The sequence below is a fragment of the Streptomyces sp. NPDC027672 genome (assembly GCF_055566335.1).
The window spans coordinates 452,701-471,142 of record NZ_JBVHSO010000006.1; the positions used below are offsets into that span (position 1 = coordinate 452,701).

16 protein-coding genes are annotated in these 18,442 nt (G+C 75.9%); 11 read left to right on the forward strand and 5 right to left on the reverse strand.

From position 1 onward, the window contains the following. Positions 1-96 precede the first annotated feature (96 nt). A complete protein-coding gene (locus ACZ4SV_RS17905; protein WP_468005320.1) occupies positions 97-1,497 on the forward strand; it encodes a hypothetical protein in 1,401 nt (466 codons plus the stop codon). Positions 1,498-1,577: 80 nt separating this feature from the next. On the opposite strand, the gene ACZ4SV_RS17910 is transcribed toward ACZ4SV_RS17905, so the two are convergent. Both ACZ4SV_RS17910 and ACZ4SV_RS17915 read right to left on the reverse strand, forming a co-directional pair. Next, positions 1,578-2,924, reverse strand: a complete 1,347-nt coding sequence (locus ACZ4SV_RS17910) for a PH domain-containing protein (RefSeq protein WP_468005322.1) — start codon at positions 2,922-2,924, stop codon at positions 1,578-1,580. Beyond that, entirely contained in the window at positions 2,921-3,424 is a 504-nt protein-coding gene (locus ACZ4SV_RS17915; protein ID WP_468005324.1) for a PH domain-containing protein, read from the reverse strand. Before ACZ4SV_RS17915 ends, ACZ4SV_RS17910 begins: the two co-directional genes overlap by 4 nt. A gap of 31 nt (positions 3,425-3,455) precedes the next feature. On the opposite strand from ACZ4SV_RS17915, the gene ACZ4SV_RS17920 reads away from it, so the two are divergent. After that, the gene (locus ACZ4SV_RS17920; protein ID WP_365875461.1) at positions 3,456-4,607 is read left to right on the forward strand and encodes an NADH-quinone oxidoreductase subunit D; all 1,152 of its coding nucleotides are present in this window, start codon (positions 3,456-3,458) and stop codon (positions 4,605-4,607) included. A 54-nt stretch (positions 4,608-4,661) separates the two neighbouring features. Here the strand turns inward: ACZ4SV_RS17920 and ACZ4SV_RS17925 are convergent, their stop codons facing one another. Then, on the reverse strand, positions 4,662-5,786 hold the full coding sequence (locus ACZ4SV_RS17925; RefSeq protein ID WP_468005326.1) for an SAM-dependent methyltransferase: 1,125 nt from the start codon (positions 5,784-5,786) through the stop codon (positions 4,662-4,664). A 118-nt stretch (positions 5,787-5,904) separates the two neighbouring features. Here ACZ4SV_RS17925 and ACZ4SV_RS17930 point away from each other — a divergent pair, with 118 nt between their 5' ends. Then, positions 5,905-7,110, forward strand: coding sequence for a sensor histidine kinase (locus ACZ4SV_RS17930; protein ID WP_397943483.1), 1,206 nt, complete (start codon positions 5,905-5,907; stop codon positions 7,108-7,110). Positions 7,111-7,243: 133 nt separating this feature from the next. After that, positions 7,244-7,915, forward strand: coding sequence for a response regulator transcription factor (locus ACZ4SV_RS17935; RefSeq protein WP_365875467.1), 672 nt, complete (start codon positions 7,244-7,246; stop codon positions 7,913-7,915). Positions 7,916-7,948: 33 nt separating this feature from the next. On the opposite strand, the gene ACZ4SV_RS17940 is transcribed toward ACZ4SV_RS17935, so the two are convergent. Continuing rightward, on the reverse strand, positions 7,949-9,052 hold the full coding sequence (locus ACZ4SV_RS17940) for a DUF5937 family protein (RefSeq protein WP_397943480.1): 1,104 nt from the start codon (positions 9,050-9,052) through the stop codon (positions 7,949-7,951). A 190-nt stretch (positions 9,053-9,242) separates the two neighbouring features. Between ACZ4SV_RS17940 and ACZ4SV_RS17945 the strand changes: the two genes are divergently transcribed. After that, the gene (locus ACZ4SV_RS17945) at positions 9,243-9,449 is read left to right on the forward strand and encodes a hypothetical protein (RefSeq protein ID WP_397947800.1); all 207 of its coding nucleotides are present in this window, start codon (positions 9,243-9,245) and stop codon (positions 9,447-9,449) included. Between the two features lie 188 nt (positions 9,450-9,637). On the opposite strand, the gene ACZ4SV_RS17950 is transcribed toward ACZ4SV_RS17945, so the two are convergent. Then, on the reverse strand, positions 9,638-11,005 hold the full coding sequence (locus ACZ4SV_RS17950) for a threonine aldolase family protein (RefSeq protein WP_468005330.1): 1,368 nt from the start codon (positions 11,003-11,005) through the stop codon (positions 9,638-9,640). 157 nt (positions 11,006-11,162) lie between these two features. Between ACZ4SV_RS17950 and ACZ4SV_RS17955 the strand changes: the two genes are divergently transcribed. The 6 genes from ACZ4SV_RS17955 to ACZ4SV_RS17980 all read left to right on the forward strand — a co-directional run bounded on the left by ACZ4SV_RS17955 (position 11,163) and on the right by ACZ4SV_RS17980 (position 17,558). Further along, positions 11,163-12,215, forward strand: a complete 1,053-nt coding sequence (locus ACZ4SV_RS17955) for a Rossmann-like and DUF2520 domain-containing protein (protein ID WP_468005332.1) — start codon at positions 11,163-11,165, stop codon at positions 12,213-12,215. Beyond that, positions 12,212-13,213 carry a pantoate--beta-alanine ligase gene (gene panC, locus ACZ4SV_RS17960; RefSeq protein WP_397947796.1) on the forward strand — a complete coding sequence of 334 codons (1,002 nt, stop codon included), beginning with the start codon at positions 12,212-12,214 and terminating at the stop codon, positions 13,211-13,213. Before ACZ4SV_RS17955 ends, panC begins: the two co-directional genes overlap by 4 nt. Next, the gene (locus ACZ4SV_RS17965) at positions 13,210-14,931 is read left to right on the forward strand and encodes an L-aspartate oxidase (protein ID WP_468005334.1); all 1,722 of its coding nucleotides are present in this window, start codon (positions 13,210-13,212) and stop codon (positions 14,929-14,931) included. The genes panC and ACZ4SV_RS17965 overlap by 4 nt, the downstream gene beginning before the upstream one ends. Before the next feature lie 4 nt (positions 14,932-14,935). Beyond that, positions 14,936-15,913, forward strand: coding sequence for a carboxylating nicotinate-nucleotide diphosphorylase (gene nadC / locus ACZ4SV_RS17970; protein ID WP_365875481.1), 978 nt, complete (start codon positions 14,936-14,938; stop codon positions 15,911-15,913). Positions 15,914-15,918: 5 nt separating this feature from the next. Continuing rightward, positions 15,919-16,716, forward strand: coding sequence for a type III pantothenate kinase (locus ACZ4SV_RS17975; protein WP_365875483.1), 798 nt, complete (start codon positions 15,919-15,921; stop codon positions 16,714-16,716). A gap of 185 nt (positions 16,717-16,901) precedes the next feature. Next, positions 16,902-17,558, forward strand: coding sequence for a hypothetical protein (locus ACZ4SV_RS17980; RefSeq protein WP_365875505.1), 657 nt, complete (start codon positions 16,902-16,904; stop codon positions 17,556-17,558). Positions 17,559-18,442 lie beyond the last annotated feature (884 nt).

Sequence of the window (18,442 nt, forward strand, 5' to 3'; positions counted from 1 at the left end):
CCGCCGCGTCCCGGGCGCCTCGTGGGCCCCGTGGGATGGCCGTGTTTTTACGGGGCCGGGGCCCATGAAGTGCCTACGCGCGGTAAGTTTCTGGCCATGCCACGTGGACGCCACCGCCATTCCCCTCCTCTGCACCGGCTGTTGCCTCCCTCGGCGATCGCCGGCGTGTCCGTCGTCTGCGCGCTGGGTCCCTGGGCGTTCTCCGAGGCCACGGTGGTGCGCGCGCTGGCCGCCGCGGCCGCGGCCACCGCGGTCGCCGGCGCGGTCGTGATGCGCCGCTGGGACACGCAGGCGGGCCGGCAGGTCGCCGAACTCATGCGCGCGCGGGCCGGTGACGAGTGGCGCTTCGAGGAGCGGGTCGCCGAGCTGGAGACCGACCTGGAGGAGTCCCGGGCCCTGCGCGGGAAGCTGGAGCAGCGGCTGCGCGCCAAGCGGGCCGAACTGGCGGGCCTGCGCAACGAGCACGCGGCCCTGCTGCGCCGGTACGCCACCGCCGAGACCGAGCGCGCCAGCGCGCTGGAGGGCCGGCGGCTGCTGGAACTGGAGACGGCGCCCGGGCAGCGGCCCGCGGCCTCCCCGGCGCCCGCCCTGCCGCCCGCGCGGCGCGGCGCGCCCGCGATCGCCGGGCCCGCCCGGCCGGCGGCCCCGGGGTCTCGCGCGGACCCGCCGTCGGGGGCGGCCGGGGAGGGGCCGGCCGCGCCGGCGGTGTTCTCGCCCGAGGGCGCCCGGCTGTACCGGCGGGCCCTGACGGCGCTGGCCCGGCTCGACCCGGAGGCCCCGGGCGGATCGCCGGACCCGGCCGGCGGCGGCCCGGAGGGCGGGGGCGGCACGACCACCGGGGCCGGCCCCGGGACGGCAGAACCGGGGGCCGCGCTTCCCGGGTCCGCCGGGGCGAACGCGTCCGGGAGGGGTACGACGGGCACTTCCGGACCGGAGACCTCCGGAACGGACGCTTCCGGGGCGGACGTTGCCGAGGCGGACGCTTCCGGGGCGGCTGCCGAGGGTGGCGAAACCGGGACCGAGACCGGGGCCGCCCGGCCCGGGGCCTCGGGGTCCGGGGCCTCGGGGTCCGGGGAGTCTCCCGCGGAGGCCGGCGCCACGCCGGCGAGCGGTACCGGAACCCGGCCCGCCGTGCCGCCGTCCGCCGCGCGCCGGCAGCAGCCGTCGCCGGCCCAGCCGCCGGCCGGGCGCTTCGCGGTGCCGGCCGCGGTGGCCGTCGTACCGGCCCCGCCCCTACGGCGCCCGGTGACGGAGGGCGGATTCGACTTCTTCGGCACCCAGAAGGGCGCGCCGAAGGCCGCGCTGGACGCCGTGCAGAACGAGGACCTCGCCGATGTCGTCGGCCCCGAGGCGCTCGCCGTGCACAAGGCCGAGGCGGAGTCCGGCTTCAAGCCCGCCGACGAGCGGTCCCGGGGCGTCGGCCAGGTCATCGACCTGACGGCGCACGACGAGACCGAGCAGATCGACGTCCAGGGACTGCGCAGCGCGGCCTCCTGAGCCGTCGTCGGACCGCGCGCCCGGGCCCGGCTCCCCACGGGGGGAGCCGGGCCCGGGCGCGTGCCGGTCCGGGGCGCCGGTCAGCCGCTGGTCATCCACCGGTCCGGCAGGGCGTCCCCGCGGCCCGTACGGGATCTCTCCGCCTGCTCGTGCAGCAGCCGCGCGGCCTCCGCCGCGTCCCGCAGACGGCCCGTCACGGTCTTGTCGGCACCGGTGTCCACGTGGACGTCGGCGAGCCCCAGGCAGCGCTTCCAGGGCCCCTGGGTGAGCCGGACGCTCTGCACCTTGGCGTGCGGGACCAGCGAGAGCCGGCGGCACAGCAGGCCGCTCCGGGCGGCGAACACCGTGCCGGTGACCGCGAGCCGGTGCCCGCGCCACCACAGCGGCAGGCACCACCGGGCCCGGCGCGGCGGCCGGGAGAGCCCGGCCGGGACCGTCACCCCGGGCAGCACGCGCGCGAGGACCGACTCGGCCGCCGCGCGCGGGGCGACCGGAATCAGCACGGAGTTGTCGGAGCCGGCCACGTCGAGTTCGACCCGCACCCAGTCCCGGCGCCGCCACAGCAGCGGTTCCACGATCCGTACGGTCTGCACCCGGCCGGGCGGCACCGTCTCGTGCGTCCGGTCGAGCAGCCCGTGGTCGATGCGCAGCCCGTCCGGTGACTCGCTCACCGTCCAGTCGAACTCGGTGGCGTACCGGCCCCCGCCCCGCGCCCCGGCCGCGCCGAGCAGGGGCAGGGCGGTGGCCAGGACCGTCCACAGGTTGTGCGTGACGAGCCACAGGACGGCCGGCGCGACCAGCGCGACGCCCAGCGTGCCCCAGGTGGCGCCCGTCAGCGCCAGGGAGCGCGCCAGCTCGCGCGGCGGCACCCGCAGCAGGATGCGCGCCGGCGCCTCGCCGACCTCGCGCGCCGTCTCGGGCGCGAAACCCGCCGCGCGCGCGAGCAGCTCCGCGCGCAGGGCGCGCGCCTCCCGCTCGCCCAGGAAGGCCAGTTCGTCCTTCCTGTCGGCGCCCACCACGTCGATGCGCAGCTTGGCGACGCCGGCCACGCGCGCGAGCAGCGGACGGGAGACGTCCACGGCCTGGACGCGCTCCAGCCGGATGTGCGCGGTGCGCCGGAACAGCAGCCCGGTGCGGATGCGCAGTTCGGTGTCGGTGACGGCGTAGTGCGTGAACCACCAGGACAGGAAGCCGTACAGGCCGGCCGCCGGCACCAGCACCGCGAGCCCCAGCAGGAGCATCGTGTGGGTCAGCCGCGCGAGCTGCTGCTGGGCGCCGTTCGGGTCGTGCACCGCCCAGCCGGCCAGCACCGCGAGCGGCGCCCACGCCCGGCGGAAGGGCGTGACCGGGTGCAGGCGGCGCTCGGTGACGGGCGGGTGCCGCGGTATGCCGCCGTCCTGGTCGCCGGCGCGGCCCGGGGAGGTCACAGGCCCGCCGATCGTGCCTCGCCCAGCTCGGTGAGCCGGTCGCGCAGGCGTTCCGCCTCGGCCGGGTCCAGGCCGGGGATGGTCGCGTCGGTCGCGGCGGCCGCCGTGTGGAGCTGTACGGTGGCCAGCCCGAAGCGCCGCTCCACGGGCCCGGACGTCACCTCCACCAGTTGCATCCGGCCGTACGGCACCACGGTCTCCTCGCGCCACAGGACACCGCGGCTGATCAGCAGGTCGTCGGCGCGCTCGGCGTAGCGCCAGGAGCGCCAGTTGCGTCCCAGCAGCCGCCGGCACCAGAGGGCGGCGGCCGGCGGCAGCAGCGCCCAGGCCGCCCACCACGGCCCCGCGAGCAGCCCCGGCAGCAGCCCGGCGGCCACCGTGAGCAGCGCCGTCCACACCCACAGCAGCAGCCGGCGCATCCGCAGCAGGGCGGGTTCCAGCCCCCGCCACACCGGCTGGTCCGCCCGCGCCCCGGTCTCTTCCCCGCTCCCCGTTTCCATGCGTCCAGCGTACGTAGGGGAAACTGGGGCCATGACTCCTACGACGGAGACCACGGTCGGCATCGGCGGCGCGGCGGAGAGCACCGACATGGTGCTCAACATCGGGCCCCAGCACCCGTCCACGCACGGTGTGCTGCGGCTCAGGCTCGTCCTGGACGGGGAGCGCATCCTGCGCGCGGAACCGGTGATCGGCTATATGCACCGGGGTGCCGAGAAGCTGTTCGAGGCACGCGACTACCGGCAGATCATCGTGCTCGCCAACCGGCACGACTGGCTGTCGGCGTTCTCGAACGAACTGGGCGTGGTCCTCGCCGTGGAGCGGATGCTCGGCATGGAGGTCCCCGAACGGGCGGTGTGGACGCGCACCCTGCTCGCCGAGCTGAACCGGGTGCTGAACCACCTGATGTTCCTCGGCTCCTACCCGCTGGAACTGGGCGGGATCACGCCGGTGTTCTACGCGTTCCGGGAGCGCGAGGTGCTCCAGAACGTCATGGAGGAGGTCTCCGGCGGGCGCATCCACTACATGTTCAACCGGGTCGGCGGCCTCAAGGAGGACCTGCCGGCCGGCTGGGCGGCCCGCGCGCGGGAGGCCGTCGCCGTGGTGCGCTCGCGCATGGACGTCTTCGACGACCTGGTGCTCGGCAACGAGATCTTCCGGGGGCGTACGCGCGGGGTCGGGGCGCTCTCGCCCGAGGCGGTGCACGCCTACGGCGTGAGCGGGCCCATCGCGCGCGCCTCGGGCGTCGACTTCGACCTGCGCCGCGACGAGCCGTACCTGGCCTACGGCGCTCTCCAGGACGTGCTGAAGGTGGTGACCCGCGCCGAGGGCGACTGTCTCGCCCGCTTCGAGGTGCTGCTGGAGCAGACCCACAACGCCCTCGACCTCGCCGACGCCTGCCTGGACCGGCTCGCGGAGCTGCCGCCGGGGCCGATCAACCAGCGGCTGCCGAAGGTGCTGAAGGCGCCCGAGGGGCACACGTACGCGTGGACCGAGAACCCGCTCGGCATCAACGGCTACTACCTGGTCAGCAAGGGCGAGAAGACGCCGTACCGGCTGAAGCTGCGCTCGGCCTCGTACAACAACATCCAGGCGCTGACCGAGCTGCTGCCGGGGACGCTGGTGGCGGACATGGTCGCGATCCTGGGCTCGCTGTTCTTCGTGGTCGGCGACATCGACAAGTAGGCCGCGCGGGGCCGCCACGGCGGGCTCGGGTCTGTTCCGGCGGCCGCGGGGCGGCTACGGGACCGGTTCCAGCGGGTCCGGGACGCCGACCGGCTGGAGCAGCCAGCCGAAGTCGCCGAGGCCGCCCGGTGCCGTGAGTTCGGCGGCCTCGCCGGCGCCGGCCAGGGCGCGCACGTAGGCGGCGGGGTCCGTGGAGGCCAGCGCGAGCGGAGGGCGCGCGCCGGTGAGGCCCAGGGCGTGCAGGGCGGCGCGTTGCGTGAGCAGGCGCGCGGGAGGAAGGTCGCGCGCCGGGGTGCGCGCGGTGCCGGAGGGCGTGTGGGCCGGCGTATCCGCCGGGGCGGAGGCCGCGCGCGGCGCGTCCGGCAGCGGGCCCGGGGCCGCCGCGCACGCGTCGAGCGCGACGTGCGCCGTGAGGTCGCAGGTGCCGTCCGGCACGGGTGCCGTCTCGCGTCCCGCGCGAAAGCCGGTGAGCGTCCCGAACGGCGGGCGGGTGTCCGCGGTGTGCGCGTAGTCCACGGCCACCGCCAGGCCCCGTGCCACCCGGTCCACGGCCGCCGCCCAGGCGCGGTCCCGGGGCAGCCCGATCTCCGCCCGCAGCCCCTCCTCGGCCGGCAGCGGCCACCAGCGCGCGAGCCAGTCGGCCGCCGCGCCCGTCACCGGCTCCCCGAGCCGCTCGGAGCCGTCCGCCGCGACGAGCACCAGCCGGGGCACGCCCGCCGGGTCCACCTCGGCCACGTCCACGGGGACGTTGTCCAGCCACTCGTTGGCGAACAGCAGCCCGGTCACCGCGTCCGGGACCTCGCGCAGCCAGGTGATCCGTCCGTCCAGGCCGGCCGGGCGGTCGGCGATCTCGACGGCGTACGCCCGCGCGCGTGCGGCCACCTCGGCCGGCAGCGCGGCGAGCACCCCGGTGACCAGTTCGCCGCGTCCGGCGCCCAGGTCGACGAAGTCCAGCACCGCGGGCCGCCCGAGCGCCGCGTCCACCCGGCACAGCAGCCGGGCGACGGCCCGCGCGAACAGCGGCGAGGCGTGCACGGAGGTGCGGAAGTGACCGGCCGGGCCCTCCGGGCGCCGGTAGAAGCCGCCCGGCCCGTACAGCGCCGCCTCGGCCGCCGCGCGCCAGCCGCGCGGGCCCGGCCGCCCGCCCGGTCCCTGCGCCGTCGTTGTCTCATCCGTCACCGGGCCAGCGTAGGGGCCCGAACGATCACGGCATCCACCTTAGGGAGTACACGCGCCGGGCGCGGATCGGCCCATCGGTTGACCCCTGCACGCATCCGGTTTCCCTACGCTGGGTTACGTGCAGCGCCTCTATGACTTCCTCCGCCGTCACCCGACCGGGGTCGACGCCTTCTGGGCCGTCGTCCTGTTCGGGATGTCCGGACTGAGCGTGGTCAGTCTCGACGGGGTGCGGGACCACCACGGGACGGTCCCGGCCGGGATGGCCGTGTCCGCCGTCCTGTGCGCCGTCGTGGCGCTGCGCCGCCGTCTGCCGGAACCGATGCTGCTGGTCGCCCTGGTGGCCGGGCTGGCCCAGCTGGTCCTGGACGTCGAGACGACCGTCGCCGACTTCGCCCTGCTGGTGATCACCTACACGGTCGCGGCGGTCGGCGCGCGCTGGTCCTCCCGGCTCGCCCTCGCCGTCAGCCTCTGCGCGGCGGCCGCGGCCCAGATCCGCTGGCCGGCCGAGAACACCGGCTTCCCCGGACAGGCCGCCATAGCGGTCTTCCAGACGGTGCCCTTCGCCCTCGCCTGGGTGCTCGGCGACTCCATGCGCACCCGGCGCGCGTACTTCGCCCAGCTGGAGGAGCGCGCGGCCCGGCTGGAGAAGGAGCGCGAGGCGCAGGCGAAGGTCGCGGTGGCCGCCGAGCGCGCCCGGATCGCGCGCGAGCTGCACGACGTCGTCGCGCACAACGTGTCGGTGATGGTGGTGCAGGCCGACGGCGCCGCCTACGTCATGGACGCCGCGCCCGACCAGGCGAAGACGGCCCTGGAGACCATCTCCTCCACCGGCCGCCAGGCCCTGGCCGAGATGCGCCGCCTGCTGGGCGTGCTGCGCACCGGCGAGCACCAGGAGAGCGGGGAGTACGTCCCGCAGCCCGACGTCGAGCAGATCGACGACCTCGTCGAGCAGTGCCGCACCTCCGGCCTCCCGGTCGACTTCAAGGTGGAGGGCACCCCGCGCCCGCTGCCCAGCGGCGTGGAGCTGACCGCGTACCGGATCGTGCAGGAGGCGCTGACCAACACCCGCAAGCACGGCGGGCCGGGCGCGGGCGCGAGCGTACGGCTGGTCTACTTCGACGACGGACTGGGCCTGCTGGTCGAGGACGACGGCAAGGGCGCCCCGCACGAGCTGTACGAGGAGGGCGGCGCCGACGGGCAGGGCCACGGTCTGATCGGCATGCGCGAGCGCGTCGGCATGGTCGGCGGCACGCTGGACGCCGGACCGCGCCCCGGCGGAGGATTCCGCATCAGCGCCCTGCTGCCGCTCAAGCCGGCGCACTGACCCCGGACCCCGCGCGCCCGCGGGCCTTCGCACCCTGGCGGGCCTTCGCACTCCCGCATGCTTTCGCACCCCCACGGCGCCGGACGCGCCGCCCGAAGACCCCGAAGACCCCGAAGACACGGAAGAGGACCCGATGACGATCCGCGTGATGCTCGTCGACGACCAGGCGCTGCTGCGCACCGGGTTCCGGATGGTGCTCGCCGCCCAGCCGGACATGGAGGTCGTCGCGGAGGCGGGCGACGGTGTGGAGGCCCTCCAGGTGCTGCGGTCCGCCGCCGTCGACGTCATCCTGATGGACGTCCGGATGCCGAAGCTGGACGGTGTGGAGGCCACCCGGCGGATCTGTGCCGAGCCCGACGCGCCGAAGGTGCTCATCCTGACCACGTTCGACCTGGACGAGTACGCCTTCTCCGGGCTGAAGGCCGGTGCCTCCGGCTTCATGCTCAAGGACGTGCCGCCCGGGGATCTGCTGGCCGCGATCCGGGCCGTGCACAGCGGCGACGCGGTCGTCGCGCCCTCCACCACCCGGCGCCTGCTGGACCGCTTCGCGCCGATGCTGCCCTCCGCCGGCGGGGAGCCCCGGCACAAGGAGCTGCAACGGCTCACGGAACGCGAGCGCGAGGTCATGGTGCTGGTCGCGCAGGGCCTGTCCAACGGCGAGATCGCGGCCCGGCTGGTGCTGAGCGAGGCGACGGTGAAGACCCACGTGGGCCGCATCCTGACCAAGCTGGGCCTCAGGGACCGGGTGCAGGTGGTCGTGCTGGCGTACGAGACGGGGCTGGTCCGGGCGGGCGGCCACGGCTGACGCCGGCAGGGACGCCGGCCCGGGACCGGCGGCTCAGCGCAGGACACCCTCGATGAAGTCGCTGCCGAGCCGGGCCACCGCGGCCAGGTCCAGCTGGTGCTGCACGTACCGGCCGCGCCGGCAGCCGGTGATCAGGCCCGCCTTCTTCAGCACGGTCAGGTGCCGGGATATCTCGGGCGCGGTCATGCCGTGGGCGTCGGCCAGTTCGCTGGTGGTGTGCGGGGCGCGCGCGAGGTGCCGGCACAGCCGCATCCGCACCGGGTGCGCCAGCGCCTCCATCCGGCGGGTGAGCTGTTCCACGGAGGGGGCCTGCGGGCGGGAGCCGCTCGCGGGATAGGTGATCGAGGGCTGCCAGCCGTACCGGTGCAGGACCATCAGGTGCGGCCAGCCGAGGCTGGTCGGCACCAGCACCAGGCCGCCGTCCCCGGTGACGGCGCGGCCCACCAGCAGCTTGTCGATGGTGATCAGCGCGGACTCCTCGTCCAGCGAGACGGCCCCGGACAGGGACGCGAGGGCCTCGCCGAGGCCCTTGCGGCGCAGCAGCTCGGTCTTGTGCCGGGCGTCCGCGGCCAGTTGCGGCTGGACGCGGGCCCAGGTGTCGGCGAAGAAGGCGTCGTCGCAGTCGAGCAGCAGCTGCCGGAACCAGGCGCGGACGGCCGGCGGTTCCGTCAGCAGCCGGCGCGTGAACCGCTCCTGCACGGCACCGCGCGCGGCGGCCAGCTCCAGGGAGCGCCGGCGCAGCTCCGGGTCGTCCAGCGGGCCGGGCTCGCGCACGTCGTAGCGCAACTGGCAGGTGAACTCCAGGGCCGCGTTCACGAACTGCTCGTCCGTCAGCTTGTCGAGCTGGTCGAGTTCCTCGGCGAGCGTGGCCCCGGGCAGCGCGCGTCCGCCCGGAAGGCCGGCGAACGGGGCGAAGACGTCCGAGAACGTCGTCCGCCACAGGAAGTCCGCCTCGCACAGCCGGTCGGCCAGACAGGGGTCCAGCCGGGAGGAGACGGCGGTGGCCCAGCCCCGCAGCTCCGGGTGGTGGCCGGGCTCGCTCAGCGCGTGCAGTGCCATCCCCAGCTCCGCCAGCGGAGAGGGCATGACGTGCACCCGCTCCAAGGGCAGCCCGGTGATGTCGATCGTCACGCTCATGCGTCCATCCTGCACCCGCCCGCCGACAACGCCCGCGCCGATTGACGCCGGCCGTCAATCGACGGGACATCCCGGCGGCGCGGCAGCAGGCTGTGGGCACCGGGGCAGCCGCGGAGCCCGGTCCGGCACCGAGCGGCCGGTGACCGGTCCACGTCCCGAGAAGTCCGAGAACCCGAGAAGGCGATCCGCCATGAGCATCACCCAGCAGTACCTCCTCGACAGCTACCGCGCCCGGCTGCACGGCGAGCCCGAGCCGCCCGCGCCGGGCCGCCACGACCTGGACGCGCTGCGGGAAGCACGGGAGTACCGCCGCTTTGACGCGGTCGTCGCCGGGCGCCCGGCGCACGGACGGCTGCGGTACGCCCTGCGCCGGTGGCTGCGGCCACGGGCACTGTGACGGCCCTACGGCGCTGTGAGCGCGCGCGGCACTGTGACGGCCCTACGGCCCTACGGCGCTGTGAGCGCGCGCGGTGCTGTGCGGGCCTGTGCGCCGTGATGTCCGCGGCGCTGCTGTGGGGGCTCGTGCGCCGTGACCGCCCGCGCGCGCCGTGAGGGTCCGCGCGGGCGGTACGCCGTCCGCGCCGGTTACGCGCCGGGCAGCCGGCGCGCGAAGTCGGCGACGGCCGCCCGTACGTCGTCCGCCGTCCACTCCAGGCCGGGCGAGCGCACCGAGACCTCGGTGCGGGCCAGCCCCGGCCCGCCCGCGTCCCAGTGGTCGGCGAAGAGGAACACGCCCGTCTCCTCGGCCTGCCGTACGGACGCCTCCAGCAGGACGCCCGGGTCGTACGGCAGCCACACCTGGAACTCGTGGGTGTGCGGCTCGTCGGGGTGCACCCGGGCCCACGGCACGCCGGCCGCGGCGAAGCCCTCGCGCAGCGCGGCGGCGACCACGCGCGCGTGCCGCACGTACTGCGGCAGCCGGGGCAGTTCGCGCTCCAGTCCGACGAGCGCGGACAGCGCGGTGGGGAACTGCTGGAAGACCATGCCGCCGTACCGGTGCCGCCAGGTCTTCGCCTCCTCCACCAGCGTCTTCGGGCCGGCCAGCGCGGCACCGCCGAAGCCGTCGAGGGACTTGTAGAACGACACGTAGACGCTGTCCGCGAGGCCGGCGATCTCCGCCAGCGGCCGGCCGAGGTGGACCGTGGACTCCCACAGGCGCGCGCCGTCGAAGTGCACCACCGCGTCACGCTCCCGCGCGGCCGCCACCACCTCGGTCAGCTCCTCCCAGGAGGGCAGCACGAAACCGGCGTCCCGCAGGGGCAGCTCCAGCATCAGCGCCCCGAAGGGCTCCTCGAAGTCCCGTATATCGGCCGCCGTGGGCAGCCGGGGCTCACTGGTCACGCGCACCGGACGCAACCCGCTGACCTCGCTGAACGCATGCCGTTCGTGCACCTCCGGATGGCTCAGGGCGTGCAGGGCCACCGTGCGGTCGCCGGTGCGGCCCGCCCAGCAGCGCAGCGCCACCTGCTGGGCCATGGTGCCGGTCGGGAAGAACGCGGCGGCCTCCGTGCCGAGCAGCTCCGCGACCCGCTTCTCCAGGTCCGCCACGATCCCGTCGCCGTACAGGTCCGTGTTCCGGTCCAGGTCGTACACCTCGGGCGCCGCCTCCTGGAGGTCCGCCAGGCGCTCCCGGATCGTGCGCCGGAAACCCGGGCGCCCCAGCACGCGCTCGGCCCGCGCGAAGGCGGCCCGGCGCCTCGCCCGCAGCCGCTCCTCGGCGGACTGCTCCGGAGGCTCGGCACCCGGCTGCCCCGCGCCCGCGCGCGCGGCGTCCGCGCGCTCCCTGCCCGGATGCTCGATGCCGGTTTGCTCCGCGTCCGCGCGCTCCGCCCCCGGCTGCTCCGCGTCCGCGCGCGCCGTGTCCGGCTGCTCCGCGTCCGCGCGCGCCGTGTCCGGCTGCCCGGTGCCCGCATGAGGAGCATCCTGCTGTTGTGGTCCCGCCGCGTCAGTCATGTGCGGATCATGCCGCGCGGCCCTGCGTGCGAGCAGCCGGATTTCCGTGGCGGAGCCCTGCCTGTGGACGACCGGCCGCCGCCCCACCCGATAGCGTTAACATGACGAGAAATCGTCCGGTACCCAGAGCGGACTGGAACGGGAAGGCCGCCGTCGCGTGAGTACAGTCCACCAGCCAGACCTCAAGGACCGCCCCGCGCGGCTCACCGTCGGTGTCGTCGGCGCCGGCCGCGTGGGCCCCGCGCTGGCCGCGTCCCTCCAGCTCGCCGGGCACCGCCCGGTGGCCGTCTCCGGAGTCTCCGACGCCTCCCGCAGGCGTGCCGAGAGGCTGCTCCCGGGCGTCCCGCTGGTGCCGCCCGCCGAGGTGCTCCAGCGCGCCGACCTGGTGCTGCTGACCGTCCCCGACGACGCCCTGCCCGGCCTGGTCGCCGGGCTCGCCGAGACCGGCGCGGTCCGGCCGGGCCAGCTCCTGGTGCACACCTCCGGCCGGTACGGCGTGGCGGTCCTCGACCCGGCCCTGCGCGCGGGCGCGCTGCCGCTGGCCCTGCATCCGGCGATGACCTTCACCGGCACGCCCGTGGACGTCCAGCGCCTCGCGGGCTGCTCGTTCGGCGTCACCGCGCCCGGGGAGCTGCGGCTGGCCGCCGAGGCCCTGGTGATCGAGATGGGCGGCGAACCGGAGTGGATCAGCGAGGAGAACCGCCCGCTGTACCACGCGGCCCTCGCGCTCGGCGCGAACCACCTGGTCACGCTGGTCGCGCAGGCGATGGAACTGCTGCGCACGGCCGGCGTGGGGGCGCCCGACCGGATGCTCGGCCCGCTGCTCGGCGCCGCCCTGGACAACGCGCTGCGCTCCGGTGACGCCGCGCTGACCGGCCCGGTCGCGCGCGGGGACGCCGGCACGGTCGCCGCGCACGTCGCCGAGTTGCGTGCGCACGCTCCGCAGACCGTGGCGGGCTATCTGGCGATGGCCCGCGCGACCGCCGACCGCGCGCTCGCGTCCGGCCTGCTCAAGCCGGAACTGGCGGAGGACCTTCTCGGGGTACTCGCCGACGGAGGCCGGACGAGCCCCGCAGGCGGCACCGGCCGCACCGACCGTCCGCACGGCACGACCGGCGCTGACGGCTCGAACCGCACCGACGACACCACCGGCACCGACGACACTGACGACACCGACGGTCCGACCGGCACCGAGGGGAACGACCGATGACCACCGCCCTGCTGAGCACCGCCGGGGAGCTGCACGCGCGCGTGCGCCGCGGCCGCCGCGCCGTCGTGATGACCATGGGTGCCCTGCACGAGGGCCACGCCACCCTCGTCCGCTCCGCGCGCCGGATCGCCGGCCCGGACGGCGAGGTCGTCGTCACGGTCTTCGTCAACCCGCTCCAGTTCGGCGCCGGCGAGGACCTGGACCGCTACCCGCGCACCCTGGACGCCGACGTGAAGCTGGCCGGGCAGGCGGGCGCGGACGCCGTGTTCGCGCCCTCCGTGGACGAGGTGTACCCGGGCGGCGAACCCCAGGTACGCGTCTGCGCGGGACCCATGGGCGAACGCCTGGAGGGCGCCTCGCGGCCCGGCCACTTCGACGGCATGCTCACCGTCGTCGCCAAGCTGCTGCACCTCACCCGCCCCGACGTCGCCCTGTTCGGGCAGAAGGACGCCCAGCAGCTGGCCCTGATCCGGCGCATGGTGCGGGACCTGAACTTCGGCGTCGAGATCGTCGCCGTACCGACCGTGCGCGAGGAGGACGGGCTCGCGCTGTCCAGCCGCAACCGCTACCTGTCGCCCGTGGAGCGCCGTACCGCGCTCGCGCTGTCCCGGGCGCTGTTCGCCGGCCGGGACCGGCACGCGGCCCAGGAGGCGCTGCGCGCGCGGGCCCGGGAAGTGCCCTCCACGCACGCGCGGGCGGAGGCGCTGAGCGCCATAGGCGAGTCCCGCGCGGCGGCCGACGCGCACGCGGTGGCCACCGCCGCGCCCGGCGCCCCGGCGGCCGTGCGCGCCGCCGCCCGCCAGGTCCTGGACGAGGCCGCCCGCCTCGACCCGCCGCTGCGGCTGGACTACCTGGCACTGGTCGACCCCGCCGACTTCACCGAGATCGGCGACGACTTCACCGGTGAGGCCGTGCTCGCCGTCGCCGCCCGGGTCGGCACGACCCGGCTGATCGACAACCTCCCGCTCACCTTCGGAACCCTCGGAGCCGCCTCGTGACCAGCACAGGCATACGACTGCACGCGCCCGCTCCCGGCTGGGCCATCGCCGCGGACGTGGTCGTCGTCGGTTCCGGCGTGGCCGGGCTGACCGCGGCCCTGCGCTGCGAGGCCGCCGGCCTCACCACCGTGGTCGTCACCAAGGCCCGGCTGGACGACGGCTCCACGCGCTGGGCGCAGGGCGGCATCGCCGCCGCCCTGGGCGAGGGCGACACGCCCGAGCAGCACCTCGAGGACACCCTCGTGGCCGGCGCGGGCCTGTGCGACGAGGAGGCCGTGCGCATCCTCGTCACCGAAGGCCCCGACGCGGTACGGCGGCTCATCGACACCGGCGCGCACTTCGACGAGTCCTCCGAAGGCGGCCTGGAACTCACCCGCGAGGGCGGCCACCACCGCCGCCGCATCGCGCACGCCGGCGGGGACGCGACCGGCGCGGAGATCTCCCGGGCGCTCGTCGAGGCGGTCCGCGCGCGCGGGCTGCGCACCATCGAGAACGCGCTGGTGCTGGACCTGCTGACGGACGCCGAGGGCCGTACGGCCGGGGTGACCCTGCATGTGATGGGCGAGGGCCAGCACGACGGCGTGGGCGCCGTGCACGCGCCCGCGGTGGTGCTGGCGACCGGCGGCATGGGCCAGGTGTTCTCCGCGACCACCAACCCGTCGGTGTCCACCGGCGACGGCGTGGCGCTGGCGCTGCGCGCGGGCGCCGAGGTCTCCGACCTGGAGTTCGTGCAGTTCCACCCGACCGTGCTGTTCCTCGGCGCGGACGCCGAGGGCCAGCAGCCGCTGGTCTCCGAGGCGGTGCGCGGCGAGGGCGCCCACCTGGTCGACGGCGACGGCGTGCGCTTCATGGTGGGCCAGCACGAACTGGCCGAGCTGGCGCCCCGGGACATCGTCGCCAAGGGCATCCTGCGGCGGATGCTGGCGCAGGGCGCCGAGCACATGTACCTGGACGCGCGGCACTTCGGCGCCGACATGTGGGAACACCGCTTCCCGACCATCCTGGCCGCCTGCCGGGCCCACGGCATCGACCCGGTCACCGAGCCGATCCCGATCGCCCCGGCCGCCCACTACGCCTCCGGAGGCGTCCGCACCGACGCCCACGGCCGGACCACCGTGCCCGGCCTGTACGCGTGCGGCGAGGTGGCGTGCACCGGCGTGCACGGCGCCAACCGGCTCGCCTCCAACTCCCTGCTCGAAGGGCTCGTGTACGCCGAGCGGATCGCCGCCGACATCGCCGCCGCGCGCGCGGCGGGCGGCCTGCCCGCGCGCGTGCCCGCCCCGGTGCCGTACCCGGACCGGCCCGTCCACCCGCTGCTCGCCCCGGAGAGCCGCTTCGCCATCCAGCGGATCATGGCCGAGGGCGCGGGCGTGCTGCGCTCGGCGGAGTCCCTCGCCGGGGCCGCCGACCGGCTCCAGCGGCTGCACACCGACGCCCGGGACGCGCTGGAGGAGAACGGCAAGACCGCCGAGCCCGGCGTGGACACCTGGGAGGCGACGAACCTGCTCTTCGTCGCCCGGGTGCTGGTCGCCGCCGCCCGGCTGCGCGAGGAGACCCGCGGCTGCCACTGGCGCGAGGACCGCGCCGAGCGCGACGACACCCACTGGCGGCGCCACATCGTCGTACGGCTCAAGCCCGACCGGTCGCTGGCCGTACGCACCACGGACACCGCAGACTTCCCCCCGACCCGGCCAACCCCGCGCCCCCAGGAGCAGTGACGACGTGAGCACCGACGACCTTCCCCTCGCCCCGACCGGCGGCTGCGGCGACGGCTGCGCCTGCGGCGCCGAGGGCGACGAGGAGTACCTGGAGTGCGGGCTCGACCCCGCGCTCGCCGAGCTGCTGGCCGCCGCCGGACTCGACCCCGTGGAGGTCGAGGACATCGCCAACGTCGCCATCCAGGAGGACCTGGCCGGCGGCGTGGACGTGACGACGGTCTCCACCATCGCCGAGGACGCCGTCGCCACCGGCGACTTCACCGCGCGGGAGGCGGGCGTCGTGGCCGGCCTCCGGGTCGCCGAGGCCGTGCTCTCCGTGGTCTGCACGGACGAGTTCGAGGTCGAGCGGCACGTGGAGGACGGCGACCGGATCGAGGCCGGGCAGAAGCTGCTGTCGGTCACCACGCGCACCCGTGATCTGCTCACCGCCGAGCGCAGCGCGCTGAACATCCTGTGCCGGCTGTCCGGCATCGCGACCGCCACGCGCGCGTGGGCGGACGCGCTGGAGGGCACCAAGGCGCGCGTGCGGGACACCCGCAAGACGACCCCGGGCCTGCGCTCGCTGGAGAAGTTCGCCGTCCGCTGCGGCGGCGGCGTCAACCACCGCATGTCGCTGTCCGACGCGGCCCTGGTGAAGGACAACCACGTGGTCGCCGCCGGCGGCGTCGCGCAGGCGTTCACCGCCGTACGGGAGGCCTTCCCGGACGTGCCGATCGAGGTCGAGGTCGACACCATGCACCAGCTCCGCGAGGTCGTGGACGCGGGCGCCGACCTGATCCTGCTGGACAACTTCACGCCCGGCGAGTGCGAGGAGGCCGTCGGCATCGTCGGCGGCCGGGCCCTGCTGGAGGCGTCCGGGCGGCTGACCCTCGCCGACGCGCACGCGTACGCCGGCACGGGCGTGGACTTCCTGGCCGTCGGCGCGCTCACCCACTCCTCGCCGATCCTGGACATCGGCCTGGATCTGCGCGAGGCGGAGTAACGGCCATGCTGCTCACCATCGACGTCGGCAACACGCACACCGTCCTCGGCCTGTTCGACGGCGAGGACATCGTCGAGCACTGGCGCATCTCCACGGACGCGCGCCGCACGGCGGACGAGCTGGCGGTGCTGCTCAAGGGCCTGATGGGCATGCACCCGCTGCTCGGCGAGGAGCTGGGCGACGGCATCGACGGCATCGCGATCTGCGCGACCGTCCCGTCGGTGCTGCACGAACTGCGCGAGGTCACCCGCCGGTACTACGGCGACGTGCCCGCCGTGCTGGTCGAGCCGGGCGTGAAGACGGGCGTGCCGATCCAGTTCGACAACCCCAAGGAGATCGGCGCCGACCGCATCATCAACGCGGTCGCGGCGAACGAGCTGTACGGCGGCCCGGCGATCGTGGTCGACTTCGGTACGGCGACGACGTTCGACGCGGTCTCCGCGCGCGGGGAGTACGTCGGCGGTGTCATCGCCCCGGGCATCGAGATCTCGGTGGAGGCCCTCGGCGTCAAGGCCGCCCAGCTACGGAAGATCGAGGTGGCCCGGCCGCGCAGCGTGATCGGCAAGAACACGGTCGAGGCCATGCAGGCGGGCATCGTGTACGGGTTCGCCGGCCAGGTCGACGGGGTGGTCGAGCGGATGGCCCGGGAGCTGGCCGACGACCCCGACGACGTGACGGTGATCGCCACGGGCGGGCTCGCGCCGATGGTGCTGGGCGAGGCCTCGGTGATCGACGAGCACCAGCCGTGGCTGACGCTGATCGGGCTGCGCCTGGTGTACGAGCGGAACGTGTCGCGGCTGTGACGGACGGCCGGTGCCCGGCGGGCGCCGGCCGCTTCCGGCGGCGCGTGCCCGGTCACCCGCGCGGGGTGGCCCCGGACGAGGGAACCGGCGCACGACACGCGCCGAAAAAACGTCCTGGATCGTCACTTTTGTCCGATTAGCGATAGCGTCGCCGCATGCCCACGCCATACGGATCCCGCGGCGGCATGGCGTTCGGCGCGGAGGAGCTGCGTGTGCTCCGCCGCGCCCTCGCCCTCGCCCTCCACCCCGGCCACGCCTCCGCCGCGGACGTGCAGGACTGTCTGCGGCTCGCCGAGTCGCTCGACGAGGCGGTGTGCGAGGGGGCCAGACTGCGCGCCTTCCTGGTGGCCGACCTGGGCCGCTACCGGGCCGCTCTGCCGGGCACCGCCGCCGGGTACCTGACGCTGCTGGAGGAGGCCCTCGGGGCGGGGCACCGGCCGGTGCCGGACGACCTCGCCGCGCTCCGGGCGCTGCGCGGGAACCCCGTGGCGGCGGCGCTGCTGGACCGCTGCCGGGCGCTGGCCGAGCAGGACGTACGGGCACGGTTCGGGCAGGGCGCCCGCAAGGTGCCGGCGCCCGCCGTGCCGCCCGCGCGGACGCGCCTGCTGGCCCTTCCCGGCGGCGCGGGGGACCCGGGGGTCCGCCAGGACGACGGGGCGCCGCAGGAGCCCGTACAGCCCGCCCAGGAGCCCGCGCGGAAGCCGTCGCCCGGCCCGGCGGAACGGCCCGTGCCGGACCCGGCCGCCCCGAAGCGGCCCATCCCCACACCGGGAGAGGTCTTCCCCCGCCGCAAACCGTCCCCACCCACAGAACGATCCCCCCACCAACTGACCGCAGTCTGACCCACCGCCCCCCGGCCGACGCCGCGTGCCGCACCCACCTCCCGACCCGACCCCGCCTCACGCCCTGCGCCGCCGCGCGGGCGTGCGGGCGGTCCCGCCGGGTGGCCACAGGGCTGGCCCCGCCCCCGGCAACCCCGTCCTGCCGCCTGCGCCGCCGCGCGGGCGTGCGGCCGGTCCCGCCGGGTGTCGCGGGTCGGGCCCACCCTCCCGGCCGGCCCCGTCCCGTGACCTGCGCCGCCGCGCGGGCGTGCGGCCGGTCCCGCCGGGTGTCGCGGGCCGGGCCCGTCCCGTGACCTGCGCCGCCGCGCGGGCCTGTGGCCGGACCCACCGGGCCGACTGTGGGCTGGGTCCACCGTTCGGCCTGGTCCCGTCTAGCGCCCTGCGCGGGCGTGCGGCCGGCCCTGCCGGGTCACTGCGAGCCTGCCTCGCCCTCGGCCGGACTCGGGCCGGTCCCACGGTCCGCGCCGACGCACGGCCGGGCTCGCCGGGTGGCTGTGGGCCGGCTCCGGCCCTCGGCCGTCCCGTCTTGCGGCCTGCGCCACCGTGCCACTGCGCGGCCGGGCTCCCGGGTGGCCGGTCCGGACCCGGACCCGGGAGCGCGAGCCCGTCCTGTCGTCCGCAACCGTCGTGCGGGCGCGTGGTCGGCCCGCCCGGGGCGTCCTCCCTTCGGCTGGTTCCATCGCCTCCTGCCCGTGCCGGCGCGCGGCTGAGCTGCCTGCGGACTGGCTTCGCCCTTCGAGCCGGTTCCGTCTCGGGGTCTGCACCGCTAGGGGCCGCGGGCCCGCCTGCCTAGGCAGTCTCGTTTGGATCAGTCGGTCGTTGGTCCGGGTGTGCCGTTGACTGACGCGCAGTGGGCGCGGATCGAGCCGTTACTCCCGGACCGG